A 19,016-nucleotide genomic window follows, 5' to 3' on the forward strand; every position below is an offset into this window, starting at 1 on the left:
GGCGTCGGGCGGGCCGCTACTTCTCGGCGTGCTGCCCCACGTAGAACAGGATCCAGACGAAGCCGGCGAACGCGTGCGTCGCGAAGACGTAGACGAAGACGCGGAGCATCACTCCGCGCTCTTTCCAGCGCTCCAGGTCGGTCATGCGCTCCAGGGTACGGGCCGGGGCGCGCTCGGTACGGGCCGGAACAGACCAAGGGATGGCACCGGAACAGACGAAGGGGTGGCACCGGAATAGACGGAGGGGTGGCACCGTTGAGCGGGATAGTTTAAGCTTCAACCACTAGCCGCGAGGCACCAGGCATGCGAGAGGTGAGCACGATGCAGTTCGGGATCTTCACCGTCGGCGACGTGACGACCGACCCCACCACCGGCCGTACCCCCACCGAGCACGAGCGGATCAAGAACACCGTCGCCATCGCGCTCAAGGCCGAGGAAGTCGGGCTGGACGTCTTCGCGACCGGTGAACACCACAACCCGCCGTTCGTGCCCTCCTCCCCCACCACCCTCCTCGGGCACATCGCCGCCCGCACGGAGAACCTGATCCTCTCCACGTCCACGACGCTGATCACCACCAACGACCCGGTGAAGATCGCCGAGGACTACGCGACCCTCCAGCACCTCGCCGACGGCCGCGTGGACCTGATGATGGGCCGCGGCAACACCGGCCCCGTCTACCCGTGGTTCGGCCAGGACATCCGGCAGGGCATCCCGCTCGCCATCGAGCACTACGCGCTCCTCCACAAGCTGTGGAGGGAGGACGTGGTCGACTGGGAGGGCAAGTTCCGCAGCGCTCTCCAGGGCTTCACCTCCACTCCGCGCCCGCTCGACGGCGTCCCGCCGTTCGTCTGGCACGGCTCCATCCGCTCCGCGGAGATAGCCGAGCAGGCGGCCTACTACGGTGACGGCTTCTTCGCGAACCACATCTTCTGGCCCAAGCAGCACACCGAGAAGATGGTCCGCCTCTACCGCCAGCGGTACGCCCACTACGGCCACGGCACCCCCGAGCAGGCGATCGTCGGCCTCGGCGGCCAGGTCTTCATGCGGAAGAACTCGCAGGACGCGGTACGGGACTTCCGCCCGTACTTCGACAACGCGCCGGTCTACGGCCACGGCCCCTCCCTGGAGGAGTTCTCCCGCGAGACCCCGCTGACCGTCGGCTCACCGCAGGAGGTCATCGAGCGCACCCTGTCCTTCCGCGACTACGTGGGCGACTACCAGCGCCAGCTGTTCCTGGTCGACCACGCGGGACTGCCCCTCAAGACGGTCCTGGAGCAGCTCGACATCCTCGGCGAGGAGGTCGTCCCGGTGCTGCGCAAGGAGTTCGAGAACCTGCGCCCGGCCGGCGTCCCCGCCACCGCGCCGCTCCACCCCGCCGTCATCGCCGCGAACACGAAGGAGTCGTAAGCCATGCAGACCCTGAAGCTGGTCGCGGTCTCCGCCGGCCTCAGCTCCCCCTCCTCCACCCGGCTGCTCACCGACCGGCTCGTCCAGGCCGCCCGGTACCGGCTGGCCGAGCAGGAGTACGCGGTCGACGTCCAGGTCGTCGAACTGCGCGACCTGGCCGTCGACATCGCGAACAACTTCGTCACCGGCTTCCCCTCCGGGAGGCTCCAGGAGGCGATCGACGCGGTGACCGGGGCGGACGGGGTCATCGCGGTGACCCCGGTCTTCACCGCCTCGTACAGCGGTCTGTTCAAGTCGTTCTTCGACCTGGTCGACCCGGCCGCGCTGACCGGCACCCCGGTTCTGATCGGGGCGACCGGCGGCACCGCCCGTCACTCGCTCGTCCTGGACCACGCCCTGCGGCCGCTCTTCGCCTATCTGCGGGCCCTCGTCGTCCCGACCGCCGTCTACGCGGCATCGGAGGACTGGGGTTCGGGCGGCGACGAGTACACGGAGGGGCTGCCCTCCCGGATCACCCGGGCGGGGAACGAGTTCGCCGACACGGTCGCGGCCCGGCCGTCCCGGCGGCTCGACGACGACGAGGTCGTCCCGTTCGAGAAGCAGTTGGCCGATCTGCGCCTGGATTGATCCTTTTGTTACGTTGTGGGGGAGGGTTCCCGACAACGAACGGAGATCGGCGATGGCCGGCAGGATCGTGGTGGGTGTGGACGGATCGGAACCGTCCCTGAAGGCGCTGCAGTGGGCGGCCGGGCAGGCCGCCCTCACCGGGGACTCCCTCCAGGCGGTCATCGGATGGGAGTACCCCGCGTCCTGGACGACTGCGCCCGGAGTGCCGCCGGACTTCAACCCCCAGATGCTCGCCGAGCACTCCCTGGACGAGTCCCTGGCAAAGGCGCTCGACCCGGCCGTCGCCGCCGGCGTGACCCGTACGGTCGTCAGCGGCAACCCGGCCCAGGCCCTGGTCGACCAGGCCGAGGGCGCGTCCCTGCTGGTCGTCGGCGACCGCGGCTACAGCGGCTTCAAGGCGGCGGTGCTGGGCTCCGTCTCCAGCAGGGTGACCCAGCACGCCCCGTGCCCGGTGGTGGTCGTACGGGGCACGGGGGACTGACGGGACGTCCTCAGCCGGGCACCACGTCCGCCACCACGCACGCCACGTTGTCCGGGCCGCCGAGGCTCCGCGCCAGCGCGACCAGCGCCCCGGCCGCGTCGTCCGGGCCGACGCCCGCGGCGAGCGCGCGGCGGATGTCCTCGGCCGGCGCGACCGCCGAAAGCCCGTCCGTGCAGAGCAGATAGCGGTCGCCGGGCCGCGTCTCGTGCACTCCCAGCTCCGGCTCGGGCGGCACGTCCCCGCCGTCCAGGGCCTTCAGGAGCAGCGCCCGGTCGGGGCGGTCCGCCGCCTCGGCCGGGTCCAGCTCGCCCGCGTCGACGAGGGCCTGGACGACGGTGTGGTCGCGGGTGAGGCGTACCAGCGTGCCGTCCCGCAGCAGGTACGCCCGCGAGTCGCCCACGTGCGCGAGGGCCAGCCGGCCGCCCGTCCACACGGCCGCGGTCAGCGTCGTGCCCGAGTCGGCCAGCCCGGAGACCGCGCTGTCGGCCGTGCGGACCGCGTCCTCCAGGGCGTTGAGCACGTCCCCGGCGCGCGCCGAAGGCGCCGGCGGCGGTACGGCTTCCAGTGCGCCGACCGCGGCCAGCGCGGCCCGCTCACCCTCGGGGCCGTACCCGTCGGCGACGGCCAGCAGGTGCGGGCCCGCGTGGGCCGCGTCCTGCTGGGCGGCGCGGACCAGGCCGCGGTCCAGACGCACGGCGGTCCGCAGGACGAAGGCGGGAGCGTCGGTCCTCCCCGTCGTCGCCCCCGTCGTCGCCCCGGACGTCGCCCCTACGTTCATCTCGTCGGTCATCCCGTCGGTCATCTCGGTGTGTCCCCTCAGCCGGTCCACCAGGGAGGCCGCCAGGTCCCGCCGCGCCTCGGTCTCCGACTCGACCCGCGCCCAGTAGTCGCGGATCGCGCGGGCCGCGGCCGCCGCGTCCGACGCGTACATCGCGCAGACCCGTCCCACCTCGGCGAGCGGCATGCCGATCCCCCGCAGCCAGGCGATCAGCCGGGCCCGTTCGAGCTGTTCCACCGCGTAGTAGCGGTAGCCGGTGAACGGGTCGACGCGGGCGGGCGGCAGCAGGCCGAGCTCGTCGTAGCGGCGCAGCGCCTTGGCGGAGAGCCGGGAGGCGCGGGCGAAGTCCCCGATGGTCAGCATCGGCCCGGGCACGGGCGTGCCCTCGGGCAGGGACGTGGACATGGGCTCTTCGTCGCGCACGGCTCGATTCTCCTCCCTGCGCCGGGCTTTCCGCCCGGCACGACGATGCTGGGCCTTCCCCGCGGGGGAAGGTCAACCGCGAGGCGGCGGACGCCGTGCGCCCGACTGTCGCCTGGCGCATGATGCCCTCATGGACATCAGACTCGAACTGATCGGCGTGCCCGTCACCGACATCGACCGGGCCAAGGCCTTCTACGAGCGCGTGGGCTTCCACGCCGACCACGACATCCCCGTCAGTGACGACATCCGCTTCGTCCAGATGACCCCGCCCGGCTCGGCCTGCTCGATCGCCTTCGGCAAGGGGATCACGGAGATGGCCCCGGGCTCCCTGGACAACATGCAGGTCGTCGTCACCGACATCGAGGAGGCCCACCGCGAACTCAGCACCCGCGGGATCGAGGTCACCGAGATCGACGACCAGCCCTGGGGTTCCTTCGTCTACTTCGCCGACCCGGACGGCAACCGCTGGGCCGTCCAGCAGACCACCCCGCGAGGTCGGTGACAGCGGCGGCTACTTGCGGTTGTAGAGCCGCATGGTGATCGTGCCGAAGACCACCACGAACAGCGCGGACCACCCCAGCGACCACGCGATGTCCGCCGCCGGCCAGTTCCCGGCCATCAACTCCCGCACCGCCGAGGCCAGGTGCGTCACCGGGCTGTTGTTCACGAAGGCCTGCAGCCAGCCCGGCATCGTCTTCGGGTCGACGAACACGTTGGACAGGAACGTCAGCGGGAAGATCACCATCATCGACACGCCCATGACGGACTTCTCGCTGCGCAGCATCAGACCGAACATGGTCCAGATCCACGAGAACGCGAACGAGAACACCAGCAGCAGCGCGACCCCGAGCAGCACGCCCACGATCCCGCCGTCCGCCCGGTAGCCGATGATCATGCCGACGGTCAGCATCACGGCCGAGGCGATCAGATAGCGCACGACGTCGCCGAGGAGATAGCCGACCATCGGCGCCGGCCGCCAGATCGGCAGCGTGCGGAAGCGGTCGAAGACGCCCTTCTCGATGTCGGTGTTGACCGAGACCCCGGTGTACATCGTGATCATCACGACGCTCATCACGAGGATGCCGGGCAGCAGGAACTGGATGTACGAGGAGACCGAACCGGCCAGGGCACCTCCGAAGAGGTACGTGTACATCAGCACCATCATGATCGGGAACGCCGTCACGTCGAACAGCTGCTCCGGCACGTGCTTGATCTTCAGCATGGCCCGCCAGCCGAAGGTCATCGAGGCGGAGACCGCGCTGGGGCGCGGTGGGCGGGACTGCCCCACGAGCAGCTCCGCGAGTTCGTCCGCCTTGGGGGCGACGAAGTCGAGCGCCTCGGTCGTCTGCGTGTCCTTGCCGGTGGTGACGGTGCTCATGCCGTCGGTCCCTTCCGGTAGGTGTCGGTGCCGTCGCTGCCGTCGGTGCCATCGCTGCCGTCCCTGCCGGTCGTGTCCGCGGGCCGGTCCGTCAGCGCCAGGAACACCTCGTCGAGGCTGGGCTGCCCGAGCGCGAAGTTGTCGACCAGGATCCCGGCCCTCGACAGCTCCGCGAGGGCCCGCGCGGCCTGCTCGGCGGCGCCCAGGTCCGTCCCGTGGCCGTTGACGGTGGCGGTGAGCGCCACGGGGTCGGGTTCGAGCTGCACGGACGCCTTCAGGGCGGCCTGGAGGACCCTCTCGGCCTCCGGGCGCTGCTCGGGGTCCCGGAGCCGTACGTGCACCGAACCGGAGCCGACGGAGGCCTTCAGCTCGCCCTTCGTGCCCTCCGCGATCACCTTTCCGTGGTCGATGACGGCGATGCGGGAGGCCAGCTGGTCCGCCTCGTCCAGGTACTGGGTGGTCAGCAGGACGGTGGTGCCCTGGGCGACCACCGCGCGCACGATGTCCCAGACCTGGTTGCGGCTGCGCGGGTCGAGGCCGGTGGTCGGTTCGTCGAGGAACAGCAGGTCGGGGGTGTTGAGGATGGACGCGGCGATGTCGATACGGCGTCGCATGCCGCCCGAGTAGTTCTTGATCTGCTTGTCGGCGGCCTCCGCGAGCCCGAACGCGGCGAGCAGCTGCGCGGAGCGCTCGCGGGCGGCGGGCCGGGAGTGGCCGAGCAGCCGGCCGAGCAGGACGAGGTTCTCGGTGCCGGTCAGGTCCTCGTCGACGGAGGCGTACTGGCCGGTGAGGCTCACCCGGCCGCGCACGGTGTCGGCGTCCTTGACGACGTCCTTGCCGAAGACGCGGGCCCGGCCGCCGTCGGGGCGGAGCAGGGTGGCGAGCATCTTGACGGCGGTGGTCTTGCCGGCGCCGTTGGGGCCGAGGACCCCGTAGACGGTCCCGGCGGGGACTCGTAGATCGATCCCGTCGACGGCGCGGTTCGTACCGAAGACCTTGACCAGGCCCTCGGTCTCGATGGCGAGGTCGGTCATACCGTGGATCCTCCAGGAGAGGGCGCGGAAGAGCGCGCGGAAAACAGCGCTCCCACCAGTCTCCTTCGCCCGGCGCCGTCTCGCCAGGGCGGAGGATCCCCCTCTCCGCCGCGCGGTGGAGGCGGACCGCTCTCCGGGGCGACGTCAGGACCCCGGCCCCGGCGGAACGCTGGACGCATGATGAGAATCAAAGCCCTTCCCGACGTGCCCCGTTGGGCCGTCCTCGCCGCTCACGCCGTCCCGCTCGTCACCCTCCCGTCCGGCCTGTGGCGCCTCGCGCTCGTCGCCGGTCTCCCGGTCACCCAGGACGCCGACCTCGGCGCCATGGGCCTGGGGGAGTCGGTGTACGTCGTCTCCCTCAGCGTCGTGTCGGAGCTGCTCGCCTTCCTGACCCTGGGGCTCGTACGCCCCTGGGGCGAGGTCTTCCCCCGCTGGATGCCGTTCCTCGGCGGGCGCCGGGTGAACCCGGCGGCGGCGACGGGCGCGGCCCTGGCCGGGGTGGCGGGGCTGTGCGCGATCGCCGCCTGGGGCGCGTACGCCTCGTACGCGGACCTGGGGCCCGGCATCCCTGCCACACCGGCTCAGGACGCCCTGCTGGCCGTCTGCTACGCGCCGCTCCTGGCCTGGCCGGTGCTGCTCGCCGCCGTGGCGGTCGCCTATCGTCGGCGCCGCCGCGGTGAGGAGCGTCGGGGTGGGGGTCGTCAGTACGGAGCGGGCCGCCCGGCGCCGTCCTCGTGGGTGTAGAAGAGGTAGTACGCGGCGGTGCCGGTGACCGCACCGAAGGCCAGTCCGAGCCCGCTCGACGACAGGATGCTGGCATCGGACAGGCTGAAGAGGAAGCCGACGGCGATGCCCGAGAAGGCACCCCAGGCGGCGGCCCGCACCTCGCGGGGGAGGACGTGGCCGTGACGCCGGAGCAGGTGGATCCCCGCGGCGAGAACGATGGCCGTGATGAGGCCGAGCCACAGCTGCCCCCAGGTGAGGGGGCCGCCGTCGCGCGCGATGGTGGGCGCCCAGAGGCCGTACAGGATGCCGAGGGTGACCGGTACTCCCCAGCCGTGAGTGCTGAACTGGTGCCCGACGGGTACCGCTGCGTGTGCGGCCATGGCAGGAGCTCCTTCGTCTCGCCCCCTGTTGCTTCCCGCACCCTCAAGGGCACACCCGCGCCCGGCACCCCGCAAGTGGATCAGGCGGGAGGGCCGGGCGACGGGCAGGCGGTGACGGGGTCGAGCGGCGGGGCGGGCGCCCGGGCCGGACAACGGGTCAGGCGGCCGGGCGTACGGCGACCGCGTCGATCTCGAAGAGCATGCCCGGCAGGGCGAGCGCCGCGACGCCGCTGAGGGTCTGGGCCGGGAGCCGCTCGCCGAAGTGGGCGTGCAGACCCTTGCCGAGGGCCTCCAGCTTGGCCATGTCGTGGTCGACGATGTACGAGCCGAGGCGGACGACGTGCTCCAGACCGAGGCCGACGCCTTCGAGGGCGAGCCGCAGGTTGGTGAGGGAGAGCTCGACCTGGGCGGCGAAGTCGCCGGGGACGGGGGCGCCGGTGGCGTCGGAGGCGTACTGGCCGCCGATGAAGACGAGCTCGCCGGGCGCGGAGACTGCGTGGCTGTAGCCGAACGGGGTCGGGTCGTGGAGGGTGTCGGGGTTGGTGATGACCCGCTGGTCGGCGGAGGTCCGGGCGGTGGTGGAGGGCTGGACGGTCATGAGTGGTCGTTCCTTCCGGAGAGTACGGCCACGGGGAACGCGGCCAGGGTGAGTGCGGCGCCCGCGAGGAGCACCGTGCCGAGGGAGTACGCGTCGACCAGGAGCCCGCCGAGGAGGGCGCCGAGCGCGATCGCGAGGCAGAAGACGCTGACGTTGAGGCCGGTGGCCGTCTCGACGTCGTCGGGGGCGGCGGCCATGAACCAGGACTGGAGCGCGACCGAGACCCCGCCGTAGGCGAGCCCCCAGAGGAGCAGCAGCCCGGCGCCGGCGATCGCAGAGTCGCCGAGGAGGAAGCCGGCGAGGAGGACGGTGCCGAGCGCGGCGGCGATGACCGCGAGCGTGCGGCCCGGGGAGCGGGCGGCCCGGGAGCCGACGAGGAAGTTCCCGGCGACACCCGCGACGCCGTAGCCGAGGAGCAGGGCGCCGAGGAGCGAGCCGGAGATCCCGGAGTGGTCGGTGAGCAGCGGTCGGACGAAGGAGTACGCGAGGAAGTGCCCGGTGACGAGGGCGAGGGTGAGCAGGAGCCCGGCCCGCACGCGCCGGTTGCGGCCGGGCAGGGCGGCGAGTCCCCGCAGCCCGGGGCCGGCTCCTCGTCCTCCCTCCGTCCCGGCTCCCGGCAGCTGTGGCAGCAGGGCCCGGAGCGCGACCGCCGCGAGCAGGGCGAGGACCCCGGTGGCGGCGAACGCCCAGCGCCAGCCGACCCGTTCGGTCAGGAGGGTGGCGGCGGGGACGCCCAGGACCGAGGCGGCCGAGACACCGCCGAAGATCGCGGCGGTGGCCCGTCCCACGGCTTCGGCGGGCACGAGCCGGGGTACGAGGCCGCCGGCGAGCGCCCAGAAGCCGCCGATGGCGACGCCGAGCAGGACCCGGGCGGCGAGGACGACGGCGAGGTGTCCGGCGAGGGCCGGGACGAGGTTGGCGACCGCGGCGAGGAACAGGAAGGCGACCAGGAGGGTACGCCGGTCGGCACCGGCCGCTCGGACGGTGACGAGCGGTGCGGCGAGGGCCGCGACGAGGCCGGGCACGGTCACCATGAGGGCGGCGGTGCCCTCGGAGACGGCGAGGTCGGCGGCGGCCGGGGTGAGCAGTCCGACCGGCAGCAGTTCGGCGGTCATGACGGTGAAGATGCCGAGGGTGACGGCGGCGACGGCGGGCCGCCCGCTCGCCGTGCCCTTCCCTGCCTGCTCTACGTGCCCCAACCGCTTTAACTGGATATCTAACATCCAGAATTACCCCCTTCACAAGCCCTCCCGAAGCCGGGAGGGCGGCCGATTCAGACGTTGGCGAACCAGTGGCGGAGCCGTTCGGGCGCGGCCGGCGCCTGGAGTTCGGCCCGCTCCCGGACGTCGTCCAGGGTCTGGGCCATGAGCTCCCGGCGCCAGGCCAGGTCGGCCCGCCCCATGGCCCCGGCGATGGCGCACTCGGCGGCGTACGCCTCCGGCGCCCCCGCACCGGGTCCCTGCTGCCGGATCTCGGTGCAGCGGAAGGCCTCGTCAGGGCCTTCGACGGCGGCGACGACGTCCATCAGCGTGATCCGGTCGAGGCCGCGGGCCAGCCGGAAGCCACCCTTGGGGCCCGAGACCGAGGTGACGATCCCGGCGCGGGCGAGCGCCTGAAGCTGCTTGTTGAGATACGCCGGGGGCAGCTCGTGATAGGCCGCGAGGCGTGCGGCGGTGACCGCCCGCTCGGGTCCGATCCAGGCCAGGTTCAGGCAGCTGTGCAGTGCCCATTCCACGCCGTCACTCATCTTCATAACCTGGACTCTACATGTCCAGAATGAAGGGGAGCAACCAAGGGCTCCGTAGCCGCCTGTGCGGAGCCGGTCGCCGCCGACCGCACACTCGCCTTCGCGGGCGGGGCACCTCGCGTTCACGCCCTGTCGGCGCCACCCGCCCCGGCTGCCCCGCCGGGCCTGCCCGCCCCGTCCGCCCCACTCGGCCCGGCTGCCACGAGGGCCGCGAGCCGGGACAGGGCCTCGTCGAGCACCGCGCGCGGCGGTGAGGCGAGCCCGACCCGGATCGCGTCCGGAGCCGTGCCCGTACCGACCGCGAAGGCGCTGCCCGGGGTGACCGCCACGCCCGCGCGTGCGGCGGCGGCCGCCGTGAACGTATCCGCCCGCCAGGGCGCGGGCAGCTCCCACCAGCAGTAGTACGCGTGCGGGGAGGTCCGGACGACCTGCCCGGCGAGCCGCCGCCGGACCAGGGCGTGCCGGGCCTCCGTGTCCGCCCGCTTGGCCGCGACCGCCTCGGCGACCGTGCCGTCCCCGGTCCAGCGGACGGCGGCCGCGAGCGCGAGGCCGCCCGCCGTCCAGGCGCCGGAGCGCAGGGCCTCCGCCACGGCCGCGCGGAGCCGTCCGGGCACCACGAGGTAGCCGACGGTCAGGCCGGGGGCCAGCCGCTTGGAGAGGCTGTCGACGAGGACGACCCGCTCGGGGGCGTGGGCGGCGAGCGGGACGGGCGGGTCCGGGACGAGGAAGGCCCAGGTGGTGTCCTCGACGGCCGTCAGGTCCAAGGTCCGGAGCAGCTCGGCCAGTTCGGCCCGGCGACCCTCTCCCGCGGTCGAGGAGAGCGGGTTGTGCAGGGTCGGCTGGAGGTAGACGGCGGACAGCGGTGCCGCCCGGTGGGCCGCCGCGAGCGCCTCGGGCCGTACCCCCTCGGCGTCCAGGGCGAGCGGCACGAGCCGGATGCCGAGCCGCTCGGCCACCGCTTTGACCAGGGGATACGTGAGGGCCTCGACGCCCAGCCGGCCGCCCGGCGGAACGAGCGTGGAGAGTGCGGCGGCGATGGCCTGCCGGCCGTTCCCGGCGAAGAGCACGCTCGCGGGGTCGGGCGCCCAGCCGGGCCGGGCGAGCACGCTCACCGCCGCGTCGCGGGCCTCCGGGGTGCCGGTCGCGGCGGCCGGCCGGGACACCGCCTCGGCCAGGACGTCGGGCCGGGCGAGGGCGGCGAGCGCGCGGGCCATCAGCTCCGACTGCCCTTCGGCGACCGGGTAGTTGAGCTGGAGGTCGACGGGGGCGAGGCCGGTCGCCTCGGCGAGCGCGGGCCCCGGGAGCGGGGGCGCGGCCCGGACGAAGGTGCCGCGCCCGACCTCCCCGACGACGACGCCCCGGCGGGCGAGCTCCCCGTACACGCGGATGGCCGTCGAGTTCGCGATGGCATGGCGGCGGGCGAAGACCCGCTGCGGCGGCAGCCGGTCGCCGGGCCGCAGCCGCCCGTCCCGTACGGCCGCCTCGACCCGGTCGGCGATCCTCCGGTACTCCTCCATGCCCAGCCCCTCCCGCATTGCACCGAGAGCAAAGATCTTATTGCACCGAGCACTTGGAGCTGCCTAGCCTGCGGACATGCCCGACATCCGCACCCTCGCCACCGAGATCCACTACGAGAACAGGGGCGAGGGCCCCGCCCTCCTCCTCGTCCACGGCCACCCTTTCGACCACACCATGTGGCAGCCCCAGATCGACCGCTTCTCCGCCACGCACCGGGTGATCGCCCCGGACCTGCGCGGCTACGGAAGGACTCCCCTCGGCGCGCGACGGGACAAGACCGGCCTGGGCGACTTCGCCGAGGACCTGATCGACCTCCTCGACGCCCTCCGGATCGACGACTGCGTCCTCGCCGGCCTCTCCATGGGCGGCCAGATCGCCATGGAGCTCTACCGCCGCCACCCCGACCGGATCCGGGGCCTCGTCCTCGCCGACACCTTCCCCGCCGCCGAGACCGACGAGGGCAAGGCCGCGAGGAACGCCATGGCCGACCGGCTGCTCGCCGGGGGCGCGCAGGCCGTGCGGGAGTACGCCGACGAGGTACTGGACCGGATGGTGGCCCCGTACAACACGCACGCCGCCCCGCACGTGCACCGCATGATGTGCGCGACCGACCCTGCGGGCGCCGCGGCGGCGCTGCGCGGCCGGGCCGAGCGCCCGGACTACCGGGAGACGCTGACGAAGGTCCCGTTCCCCGCGCTCGTCGTGGTCGGCCGGGACGACTCGTACACCCCGGTCGCGGACGCCGAGGACATGCACGCGCTTCTCCCCCACTCCACGCTCGCCGTGATCGAGGAAGCCGCGCACCTGCCGAACCTGGAGCGCCCGGACGACTTCAATGCCGTACTGGAGAACTACCTCCGCTCACTCGTACGGCCCAACTGAAGATTCGGAACCGTACGAACGCTCCGACGATGGGGCCATGAGCCAGAACACGGCACCACCCCGCAGGCCGAACTCCTCCTCCGCCGCCTGGGCGAGCGGCGGCACGCTCTTCGCGGGCGTCCTCATGCTGGTCACCGGCTTCATGGACGTCTTCCAGGGCATCGCCGGAATCGCCGAGGACGATGTCTACACCCGCGTCGGCGACTACGTCTTCAAGTTCAACCTCACCACCTGGGGCTGGATCCATCTGATCCTCGGCATCGTGCTCGCGATCGCCGGCTTCGGCATCCTCAAGGGCGCGGAGTGGGGCCGGGTCGCGGGCATCGCGCTCGCGTCCCTGAACATCCTGCTCCAGTTCCTGTTCCTGCCGTACCAGCCGTTCTGGGCGCTGTTCGCGATGGCCATCTCGGTCTTCGTGATCTGGGCGCTCGCGACGGACGAGTCGTACGGCTCGGACGAGAAGTTCTGAGGGGGCGGGCGCATGAGGCGAATCCCGCGCATCCCCGCCCTCGCTCTCGGGGTCGCCGCCACGGCGACCCTCACCCTCACCGGGTGCGACGCCGCCAAGGAGACGGCCGGCGACATCGTCTCCTCGGCGACCGCGGCCGCCGCCTCGGCAGCCCAGGACAAGATGAACGAGGTCAAGGACGGGGTCAAGGCCACCGGCGACGTGACCGCCGGGCCGACGAGCACCGACGGGGACCGCACGGTCGCCGAGATCACGGCGACCAACCCCAAGGACGAGGACGCCGACTACACGATCATGGTCACCTTCCGGGACGCGGACGGAAACTTCCTCGACTCGGTCGTCCTGAACATCGACGGCGTCAAGCCCGGAGAGTCCAAGACCGGTACGGCACGCAGCAATCGGACGCTCTCGGGCGAACCGAAGGCAGAGATCGCGCAGGCCCTGCGACACTGACGGAGTGGACCGAGTCCAGACCGCAGAGAACGCAGAACCCGCGGAGCACGCAGAGCACGCAGAACCCGCGGAGAGTGCGGAGAGCGCGGAGACTGCAGAAACCGTGACCAGCAGCAGTCCGACCCCACCGCCCCGCGAGCAACCCCTCCGGCCCAGGCACCGCGTCACTGCCTGGGCCGCCGGGCTGCTCCTGGTGGTGCCGGCCCTGGTCACGGCCTGCCGCGCCCTGGACACCGACGCGGTGACCCCGATCCCCCAACTGCTCTCGTTCCTCCCCTGGCTGACGGTCCCCGCCGGCCTCGCCCTGCTCCTCGCCGCCGCGGCCCGGCGCCGCGTACTGACCTTCGCGGCGGTCCTCGTCCTCACCGCCACCGCCTGGAGCTCCGTGCCGTACATGCCGCAGACCGTCATCTCGTACGGACTGCCGCTCGCACGGGTCAAGGCCATCGCCGCGAACGTCGAATTCGGCCAGGGGACGCGGGCGCTCACCGGCGTGATCCGACGGGAGCGGCCCCAGCTCGTCTTCGTGTCGGAATGCGACCGGGCCTGCCGGGACACGCTCACGAAGACCTTCGCCACGGAACTCCCGCACTACGCCACCGTCGACGGCGAAGGCTCGGTCGGCTCCATCCTGCTCAGCGCCTACCCCCTCCGCGACTGGCGCATGATCCCGGCGGCCATGGGCATGCCGGGAGCCACGGCCGACATCGCGGGCGTACCGGTACGGCTCCAGCTGGCGCACCCGCTGCCGCCGCTGCCCGGGCAGGTACACCTGTGGAAGCGGGAACTGGCCCGGATCAAGGACTTCGCCGCCCGGCACGCCCAGGGACCGACACTGATCGCCGGCGACTTCAACGCCTCCCAGGACCACGCGGCCTTCCGCGCGATCCTCGCCGCGGGCGGGCTCCAGGACGCGTCCCGGCGCGCGAACGCGAGCCGCACCCCCACCTGGCCCATGGAAGGCCCCCTCCCCCCGTACGTCCAGATCGACCACGTCCTGGTCAACGGCTTCAGCGTCCGCGACGTCCGCTTCCTCGACCTGGCGGGCTCCGACCACCGCGCGGTCCTCGCCGATCTCGACCTGCGCGGGCCGCGCTGATCGGCGACCCTGGAGGACATGGAGAACGAGGAGATCCTGGACGACATCGGAGCCCTCGTAGAGGAGGAACGCGCCCTGCGCCAGCGCACCGGCGGCCTCCTCCCCGAGGAACGCACCCGCCTCGCGGACCTGGAGGTCCGCCTGGACCAGTGCTGGGACCTGCTGCGCCAGCGCCGGGCCAAGGCGGAATACGGCGAGGACCCGGACACGGCCACCCTCCGCCCGGCCACCGAGGTCGAGTCCTACCGCAACTGAGCCGCGGACCCGCCCGGAGCCACCGCGCGGCCCCGGCCAGTACGTTGGCCCCATGGCACGCCCCGCCGGTCCCGTACGGCTCTCCCCGCCCGCCTGGCTGACCGCCGGGTTCAGGCCCGCGCCCGCGCCGATTCCCTGGGCCGCCGTCGGACGTTCCGCCGTCGCGCTGTCCGTGCCGCTCGCCGTCGGGCTGGCTGTCGGGCGGCCCGCCTACGGGGCGCTCGTGTCCATGGGGGCGCTCTCCGGAGTCATCGGCGACACCGCCGACGCCTATCGGATGCGGATCTTCAACATCGCCGTACCGCAGTTCTTCGGGGCCGTCGGAGTGACTCTCGGGACCGTCGTCTTCGGGCACGGCTGGGTCGCCGTCGCGGTGCTCACGCTCGTCGCGCTCGTCTCCGGGATGATCTCCTCCATCGGGGCCGTCGCCTCCGTCTCCGGGCTGCTTCTGCTCCTCAACTCCGTGGTGGGGGCCGGGCTCCCCATGCCCGATCCCTGGTGGACGGCGCCGCTCCTGCTCACCCTCGGCGGGCTCTTCGTCCTTCTCCTCTCCCTCCTCGGCTGGCCGCTGCGCGGCGCCGCGCCCGAGCGGTCCGCCGTCGCCGCGACCTACCGTTCCGTCGCCGAGTTGTACGAGGCCACCGGAGCCGACTCGTACGACGAGAAGCGGCAGGCCGTCACCGCCTCCCTCAACCAGTCCTACGACCTCGTCCTCGCCCGCCGCGCCCGGCAGCACGGCCGCGCGCCCTCCCTCGTCCGGCTGCTCGCCCAGCTGAACGTCGTCATTCCGCTCGTCGAGGCCGCCCCCGCCGCCCATCTCCGCGCCCAGCTCTACGGGCCGCTGTCCGCGACGATCCCCGCGGCCGTGCGCGAGCTCGCCGACGCCGTGGACGAGGGTCGCACCGGGGCACCCGTACTCGATCTGCCGACCCCCGAGCGGCCCGCCGAGAAGGCCGTCGACCATGCCCTGCGGCACGCCGCCGCCGTCGTCCACAAGGCCGAGCCCGACCCGTACAACGTCGACGACCGGCTCGGCCGCCCCGCCGCGCTCCGGGTGCGGGCCCGCCGGGCCACCCGCGCCGTCCTGTTCTCCGAGGCGTCCTGGCGGTACGGGCTCCGGCTCGCCCTGTGCATCGGGCTCGCGCAGGCGCTCGTCTCGCTGATCGCCGTCCCCCGCTCGTACTGGGTCGCCCTCACCGTCACCTTCGTCATGAAGCCCGACTTCGGCTCGGTCTTCTCCCGCGCCGTGCTCCGCGCCTTCGGCACCGCCGCCGGACTCCTCCTCGCCGCCCTCGTCCTCGCCGAGGTCCCGCGCGGCTGGTGGGACGTGCCCGTGATGTGCGTCCTCGCCGCCCTCATCCCGGCCTTCTCCGCGAAGGGGTACGCCTTCCAGACCGCGGCCATCACCCCGGTGATCCTGCTGCTCTCCGACACCCTCAACCAGCAGGGCTTCGACCTCGTCATGCCCCGCCTGTACGACTCCCTGATCGGCTGCGGCATCGCGCTGATCGCCGGCTATCTGCTCTGGCCCGAGTCCTGGCACGCCCGGGTCGGCGACCGGCTCGCGGACGCCGTCTCCGACACCGCCGCCTATGTGACCTGCGCGTTCGGAGGAAGCGAGGACCAGGGCGGGCGGCTGCGCGCACGGCGGAAGCTCTACCGCGATCTCTCCACCGTCCGCTCCGAGTTCCAGCGCGCGCTCACCGAACCGCCGCCCACCGGTACCCGCGCCGCCGCCTGGTGGCCGCTCGTCGTCGCCGTCGAGCGGATCGTGGACGCCACCACCGCCGCCCGGATCCGGGTCAATCACGGCGCCCCGGATCCCGACCCCGCCGAGGTCACCGCCGTCGAGCGGGAGCTGCGCGAACTCGCGCAGGGAATCCGTGCATCGGACACCCTGGTCGAGGTCCGCTCCGAGCTTCCCGGCGACGAGAACGGAGTCCTCGCACCCCTCCGTCAGGAGGTCAGCGCGGCCCGTGCCATCGCTGGTCCCGACCTGCGGTAAACCTCCTTGCGGGGGCGTACGGGAGGACTTACCGGCGGTCACGGAACGGAACCCTCCCCACCGCCGTTACCGGAAGCCACCCGGGCGACTACGATGCGCTCGATCTCACCGTGATCCGCGCCCGCCGCCGTCGGCAACCGGCTCGGCGGACGGGCCACTTCGCCCTGCCTCACCCCCCGCGCCCCGAGGACCCCGCCATGCGCACCACCACGAACAGAGGGCTCCAGCCCAATGTCCTCGGCACCTTCGACACGATCGTGATGGCCGTCGCCGGCAGCGCCCCCGCCTACTCGATGGCCGCGACGACCGCCGTGCTCTTCGGCGCCGTCGGCTACGCGGGACCCGCCGCCCTGCTCTACTGCGCGATACCGATGTTCGGCATCGTCCTCGCGTACGCCCGCCTCGGGCGGATCGACGTCAACGCCGGTGCCGGCTACTCCTGGGTGGGCCGCACCCTCCACCCCTTCCTCGGCTTCCTCTCCGGCTGGGCCCTCGTCTTCGCCGCCACCGTCTTCATGGTGGCCGGATCGCTGCCCGCCGGCTCCCTCACGCTCGCCCTCATCGACGAGGACCTCGCCGACAGCACCCCGCTCGCGGCGGCCGTCGGCGCCGGCTGGTTCCTGATGATGCTGCTCGTCGTCCTGGGCGGCGCCCGGCTGACCGTACGGGCGCAACTGATCATGTCCGGCGTCGAGATGCTGATCCTCTTCGGTTTCATCCTCGCCGCCGTCGCGCACCGGGGGCGGGCCACCGCCTTCGACTGGTCCTGGTTCTCCTTCAGCCAGTTCGACGGGCCGCAGGGCTTCGCCGCCGGCGCGCTGATCGCCGCGTTCTACTACTGGGGCTGGGACGTCACCAGCAACCTCAGCGAGGAGACCAGGAACAGCCGCCGCACCGCGGGGCTCGCCGCGCTCGTCGGCGTCGGCTTCGTCTTCCTCCTCTTCGTGGCCGTCACCGTCGCCGTGAACGTGCTGCTGAGCGCCGACGAGATCCGTACCGCCGGACCCAACGTCCTCGCCGTCGTCGGCCAGGAGATCTGGCCCGGCATCGGCGGCAAACTCCTCGTCGTGGCCGTCCTCCTGTCCACCGTCGCCACCCTGGAGACCACCCTCCTCCAGGTCACCCGCTCGCTCTTCGCGATGGGCCGCGACCGGACCCTGCCGGCCGCGCTCGGCGCCGTGCACCGCCGCTGGAACACCCCGTGGATCGCGATCGCCGCCGTCGGCGGCGCCGCCCTGGTCATGTTCGCGGCCGCCGCGGCCGCCGGCTCCGTGCAGCAGATCCTCCGGGACGCCGTCTCCGCGATCGGGCTCCAGATCGCCTTCTACTACGGCCTCGCGGGCATCGCCGCCGTCGTCGCGTACAAGTCGGTCCTCTTCCGCTCCGTACGGAACCTGCTGCTGGGCGGCCTCTGGCCGCTGCTCGGCTCCGCGTTCATGCTCTGGACCTTCGTCGAGGCGCTCGGCGAGCTCTCCACCACCGCCCTCACGATCGGCCTCGGCGGCCTGCTCCTCGGCGTCGTCCCGCTGCTCGTGTACTGGCGCAAGGGCAGCGACTACTACCGCCCCGCCCGCCTGGACGCCGCCCGCGCGATGGCCGCCTCGGAGGGCTCGGGCCCGGCCACGCGCGCGCGTACGGGCCCCCGGGACAAGAGCTACGCCACGGACTTCTGACCACCACCACCAGCACCACCGCGACACCCCTCACGCCCACGACTTCTGACGGCAGCCGAACCCGAAGGAGGCCCCCGATGGCCGTACGCCGCCGCTCCGCGCGCTCGGCACGTCCGGAGCGCTTCGCGCCCGACTTCGACCCGGACTTCGGGGACCGGGCGCTGACCGAGGCGCGCCACGACATCGTCATCGGCCGCTGGCAGGGCGTACGGGACCTGCTCGCCGCCACCGGCGACCACTGGGCCCGCCGCACCCACCGGCTGCGGCTCCTCTCGCACGCCGCCGCCGGCAGCTCCACCGTGGAGACCTGGCGGGCCGCCGAGCCGGGCAACCCGGACGCGGCCGTGCTGCGGGCGGCGACCGAGGTCGTACGGGTCTTCGACGCGGCCATCGCCGCCGGCCGGGGCGCCGCCGTCGAACGGGGCCGTATCGACGCCGCCGTCGACGCCTGCCGGGGCGCGGCCGAGGCGGCCCCCGCCGACCCGATGCCGTGGGTGTCGCTGCTCTCGGTGGCCCGACTGTACGAGGGCGGGGTGCCGCGCCGGGAACTGCGGCACTGGTTCGACGAGTTGCGGCGCCGGGACCCGTACAACACGGAGGGTCACATCCAGGTGCTGCGCTACTGGTCGGCGCGGTGGCACGGCACGCACGGCAGCATGTACGACTTCGCCCGCGACGCGGCGGGCGTGGCCCCGCCCGGCTCCCCGCTGCCCGTCCTCGTACAGGTGGCCCGGGTCGAGGAGTACCGGTACATCGCGGACGGGGCGCTCGGGCGGGGCCCGGTGCGAGGCTTCGACCAGCACTGGAAGCACGAACTGGCGGTGACGGAACTGCGCCGCACGCACGCGCGGTGGATCGGCGGCCGGGACCCGGGGGCGCCGGTCGCACCGGAAGAGGTCGGCGACCTCAACTTCCTGGTCCACGCCGCCTGCTACGCGGGCCAGGTCGAGATCGCCCGGGAGCTGCTCGGGATGTTGGGCACCCGGGCGGCATGGGTGCCGTGGGCGTACACGGGGGACCCGGAGGAGCAGTTCGTACGGTTCAGGGAGGGCCTGGGAGTGGAGTGACCGGGTCACCCCACTC

The 19,016-nt window shown here is 72.8% G+C and carries 22 protein-coding genes; 13 read left to right on the plus strand and 9 right to left on the minus strand.

All coding sequences use genetic code 11. From position 1 onward, the window contains the following. Positions 1 to 16: 16 nt before the first annotated feature. Positions 17 to 145: a DUF6126 family protein gene (locus OG514_RS12175; protein ID WP_266893793.1), complete on the minus strand. Its 129-nt coding sequence runs from the start codon at positions 143 to 145 to the stop codon at positions 17 to 19. Between the two features lie 176 nt (positions 146 to 321). Between OG514_RS12175 and OG514_RS12180 the strand changes: the two genes are divergently transcribed. The 3 genes from OG514_RS12180 to OG514_RS12190 are packed head-to-tail and all read left to right on the plus strand — an operon-like array spanning position 322 to position 2,515. Next, positions 322 to 1,407 carry an LLM class flavin-dependent oxidoreductase gene (locus OG514_RS12180; protein ID WP_266893795.1) on the plus strand — a complete coding sequence of 362 codons (1,086 nt, stop codon included), beginning with the start codon at positions 322 to 324 and terminating at the stop codon, positions 1,405 to 1,407. A 3-nt stretch (positions 1,408 to 1,410) separates the two neighbouring features. Continuing rightward, entirely contained in the window at positions 1,411 to 2,034 is a 624-nt protein-coding gene (locus OG514_RS12185) for an FMN reductase (RefSeq protein WP_266893797.1), read from the plus strand. Positions 2,035 to 2,086: 52 nt separating this feature from the next. Continuing rightward, positions 2,087 to 2,515: a universal stress protein gene (locus OG514_RS12190; RefSeq protein WP_266893799.1), complete on the plus strand. Its 429-nt coding sequence runs from the start codon at positions 2,087 to 2,089 to the stop codon at positions 2,513 to 2,515. Positions 2,516 to 2,525: 10 nt separating this feature from the next. On the opposite strand, the gene OG514_RS12195 is transcribed toward OG514_RS12190, so the two are convergent. After that, positions 2,526 to 3,656 carry a MerR family transcriptional regulator gene (locus OG514_RS12195; protein ID WP_266900828.1) on the minus strand — a complete coding sequence of 377 codons (1,131 nt, stop codon included), beginning with the start codon at positions 3,654 to 3,656 and terminating at the stop codon, positions 2,526 to 2,528. 190 nt (positions 3,657 to 3,846) lie between these two features. On the opposite strand from OG514_RS12195, the gene OG514_RS12200 reads away from it, so the two are divergent. Beyond that, positions 3,847 to 4,218 carry a VOC family protein gene (locus OG514_RS12200; RefSeq protein ID WP_266893801.1) on the plus strand — a complete coding sequence of 124 codons (372 nt, stop codon included), beginning with the start codon at positions 3,847 to 3,849 and terminating at the stop codon, positions 4,216 to 4,218. A 9-nt stretch (positions 4,219 to 4,227) separates the two neighbouring features. On the opposite strand, the gene OG514_RS12205 is transcribed toward OG514_RS12200, so the two are convergent. Together OG514_RS12205 and OG514_RS12210 are read right to left on the minus strand one after the other, a co-directional pair. After that, positions 4,228 to 5,094, minus strand: a complete 867-nt coding sequence (locus OG514_RS12205) for an ABC transporter permease (protein ID WP_266893803.1) — start codon at positions 5,092 to 5,094, stop codon at positions 4,228 to 4,230. After that, positions 5,091 to 6,128 carry an ATP-binding cassette domain-containing protein gene (locus tag OG514_RS12210; RefSeq protein WP_266893804.1) on the minus strand — a complete coding sequence of 346 codons (1,038 nt, stop codon included), beginning with the start codon at positions 6,126 to 6,128 and terminating at the stop codon, positions 5,091 to 5,093. Before OG514_RS12210 ends, OG514_RS12205 begins: the two co-directional genes overlap by 4 nt. A 177-nt stretch (positions 6,129 to 6,305) precedes the next feature. Here OG514_RS12210 and OG514_RS12215 point away from each other — a divergent pair, with 177 nt between their 5' ends. Beyond that, positions 6,306 to 6,872 carry a hypothetical protein gene (locus OG514_RS12215; protein WP_266893806.1) on the plus strand — a complete coding sequence of 189 codons (567 nt, stop codon included), beginning with the start codon at positions 6,306 to 6,308 and terminating at the stop codon, positions 6,870 to 6,872. Here OG514_RS12215 and OG514_RS12220 read toward each other — a convergent pair. From OG514_RS12220 to OG514_RS12240, 5 genes are all read right to left on the minus strand, one after another. Then, the gene (locus OG514_RS12220; RefSeq protein ID WP_266893808.1) at positions 6,830 to 7,234 is read right to left on the minus strand and encodes a hypothetical protein; all 405 of its coding nucleotides are present in this window, start codon (positions 7,232 to 7,234) and stop codon (positions 6,830 to 6,832) included. The genes OG514_RS12215 and OG514_RS12220 overlap by 43 nt on opposite strands. 157 nt (positions 7,235 to 7,391) lie before the next feature. Further along, entirely contained in the window at positions 7,392 to 7,832 is a 441-nt protein-coding gene (locus OG514_RS12225; RefSeq protein ID WP_266893810.1) for a RidA family protein, read from the minus strand. Continuing rightward, positions 7,829 to 9,031: an MFS transporter gene (locus OG514_RS12230; RefSeq protein WP_266893812.1), complete on the minus strand. Its 1,203-nt coding sequence runs from the start codon at positions 9,029 to 9,031 to the stop codon at positions 7,829 to 7,831. The genes OG514_RS12225 and OG514_RS12230 overlap by 4 nt, the downstream gene beginning before the upstream one ends. Positions 9,032 to 9,105: 74 nt before the next feature. Next, complete coding sequence (locus tag OG514_RS12235) at positions 9,106 to 9,579, minus strand: Rrf2 family transcriptional regulator (protein ID WP_266900829.1); 474 nt, start codon at positions 9,577 to 9,579, stop codon at positions 9,106 to 9,108. Positions 9,580 to 9,701: 122 nt separating this feature from the next. Continuing rightward, entirely contained in the window at positions 9,702 to 11,096 is a 1,395-nt protein-coding gene (locus OG514_RS12240) for a PLP-dependent aminotransferase family protein (protein WP_266893814.1), read from the minus strand. A 76-nt stretch (positions 11,097 to 11,172) separates the two neighbouring features. Between OG514_RS12240 and OG514_RS12245 the strand changes: the two genes are divergently transcribed. The 8 genes from OG514_RS12245 (at position 11,173) to OG514_RS12280 (ending at position 19,000) form a co-directional block, all read left to right on the plus strand. Then, complete coding sequence (locus OG514_RS12245) at positions 11,173 to 11,979, plus strand: alpha/beta fold hydrolase (RefSeq protein WP_266893816.1); 807 nt, start codon at positions 11,173 to 11,175, stop codon at positions 11,977 to 11,979. Between the two features lie 37 nt (positions 11,980 to 12,016). Further along, the gene (locus tag OG514_RS12250) at positions 12,017 to 12,448 is read left to right on the plus strand and encodes a hypothetical protein (RefSeq protein ID WP_266893818.1); all 432 of its coding nucleotides are present in this window, start codon (positions 12,017 to 12,019) and stop codon (positions 12,446 to 12,448) included. A 12-nt stretch (positions 12,449 to 12,460) separates the two neighbouring features. After that, positions 12,461 to 12,901 carry a hypothetical protein gene (locus OG514_RS12255; RefSeq protein WP_266893819.1) on the plus strand — a complete coding sequence of 147 codons (441 nt, stop codon included), beginning with the start codon at positions 12,461 to 12,463 and terminating at the stop codon, positions 12,899 to 12,901. A gap of 103 nt (positions 12,902 to 13,004) precedes the next feature. Then, positions 13,005 to 14,000 (plus strand): endonuclease/exonuclease/phosphatase family protein, encoded by a 996-nt coding sequence (locus tag OG514_RS12260; protein WP_266893821.1) that lies wholly within the window; start codon positions 13,005 to 13,007, stop codon positions 13,998 to 14,000. Between the two features lie 18 nt (positions 14,001 to 14,018). Beyond that, positions 14,019 to 14,255 (plus strand): DUF2630 family protein, encoded by a 237-nt coding sequence (locus OG514_RS12265; protein WP_266893823.1) that lies wholly within the window; start codon positions 14,019 to 14,021, stop codon positions 14,253 to 14,255. Positions 14,256 to 14,307: 52 nt separating this feature from the next. Next, positions 14,308 to 16,260, plus strand: a complete 1,953-nt coding sequence (locus OG514_RS12270) for an FUSC family protein (RefSeq protein WP_266893825.1) — start codon at positions 14,308 to 14,310, stop codon at positions 16,258 to 16,260. Positions 16,261 to 16,457: 197 nt separating this feature from the next. After that, positions 16,458 to 17,933 carry an APC family permease gene (locus OG514_RS12275; protein ID WP_266893827.1) on the plus strand — a complete coding sequence of 492 codons (1,476 nt, stop codon included), beginning with the start codon at positions 16,458 to 16,460 and terminating at the stop codon, positions 17,931 to 17,933. Positions 17,934 to 18,010: 77 nt separating this feature from the next. Further along, a complete protein-coding gene (locus OG514_RS12280) occupies positions 18,011 to 19,000 on the plus strand; it encodes a hypothetical protein (protein ID WP_266893829.1) in 990 nt (329 codons plus the stop codon). Positions 19,001 to 19,016 lie beyond the last annotated feature (16 nt).

This window comes from Streptomyces sp. NBC_00572 (genome assembly GCF_026341815.1).
GTDB lineage: Bacteria > Actinomycetota > Actinomycetes > Streptomycetales > Streptomycetaceae > Streptomyces.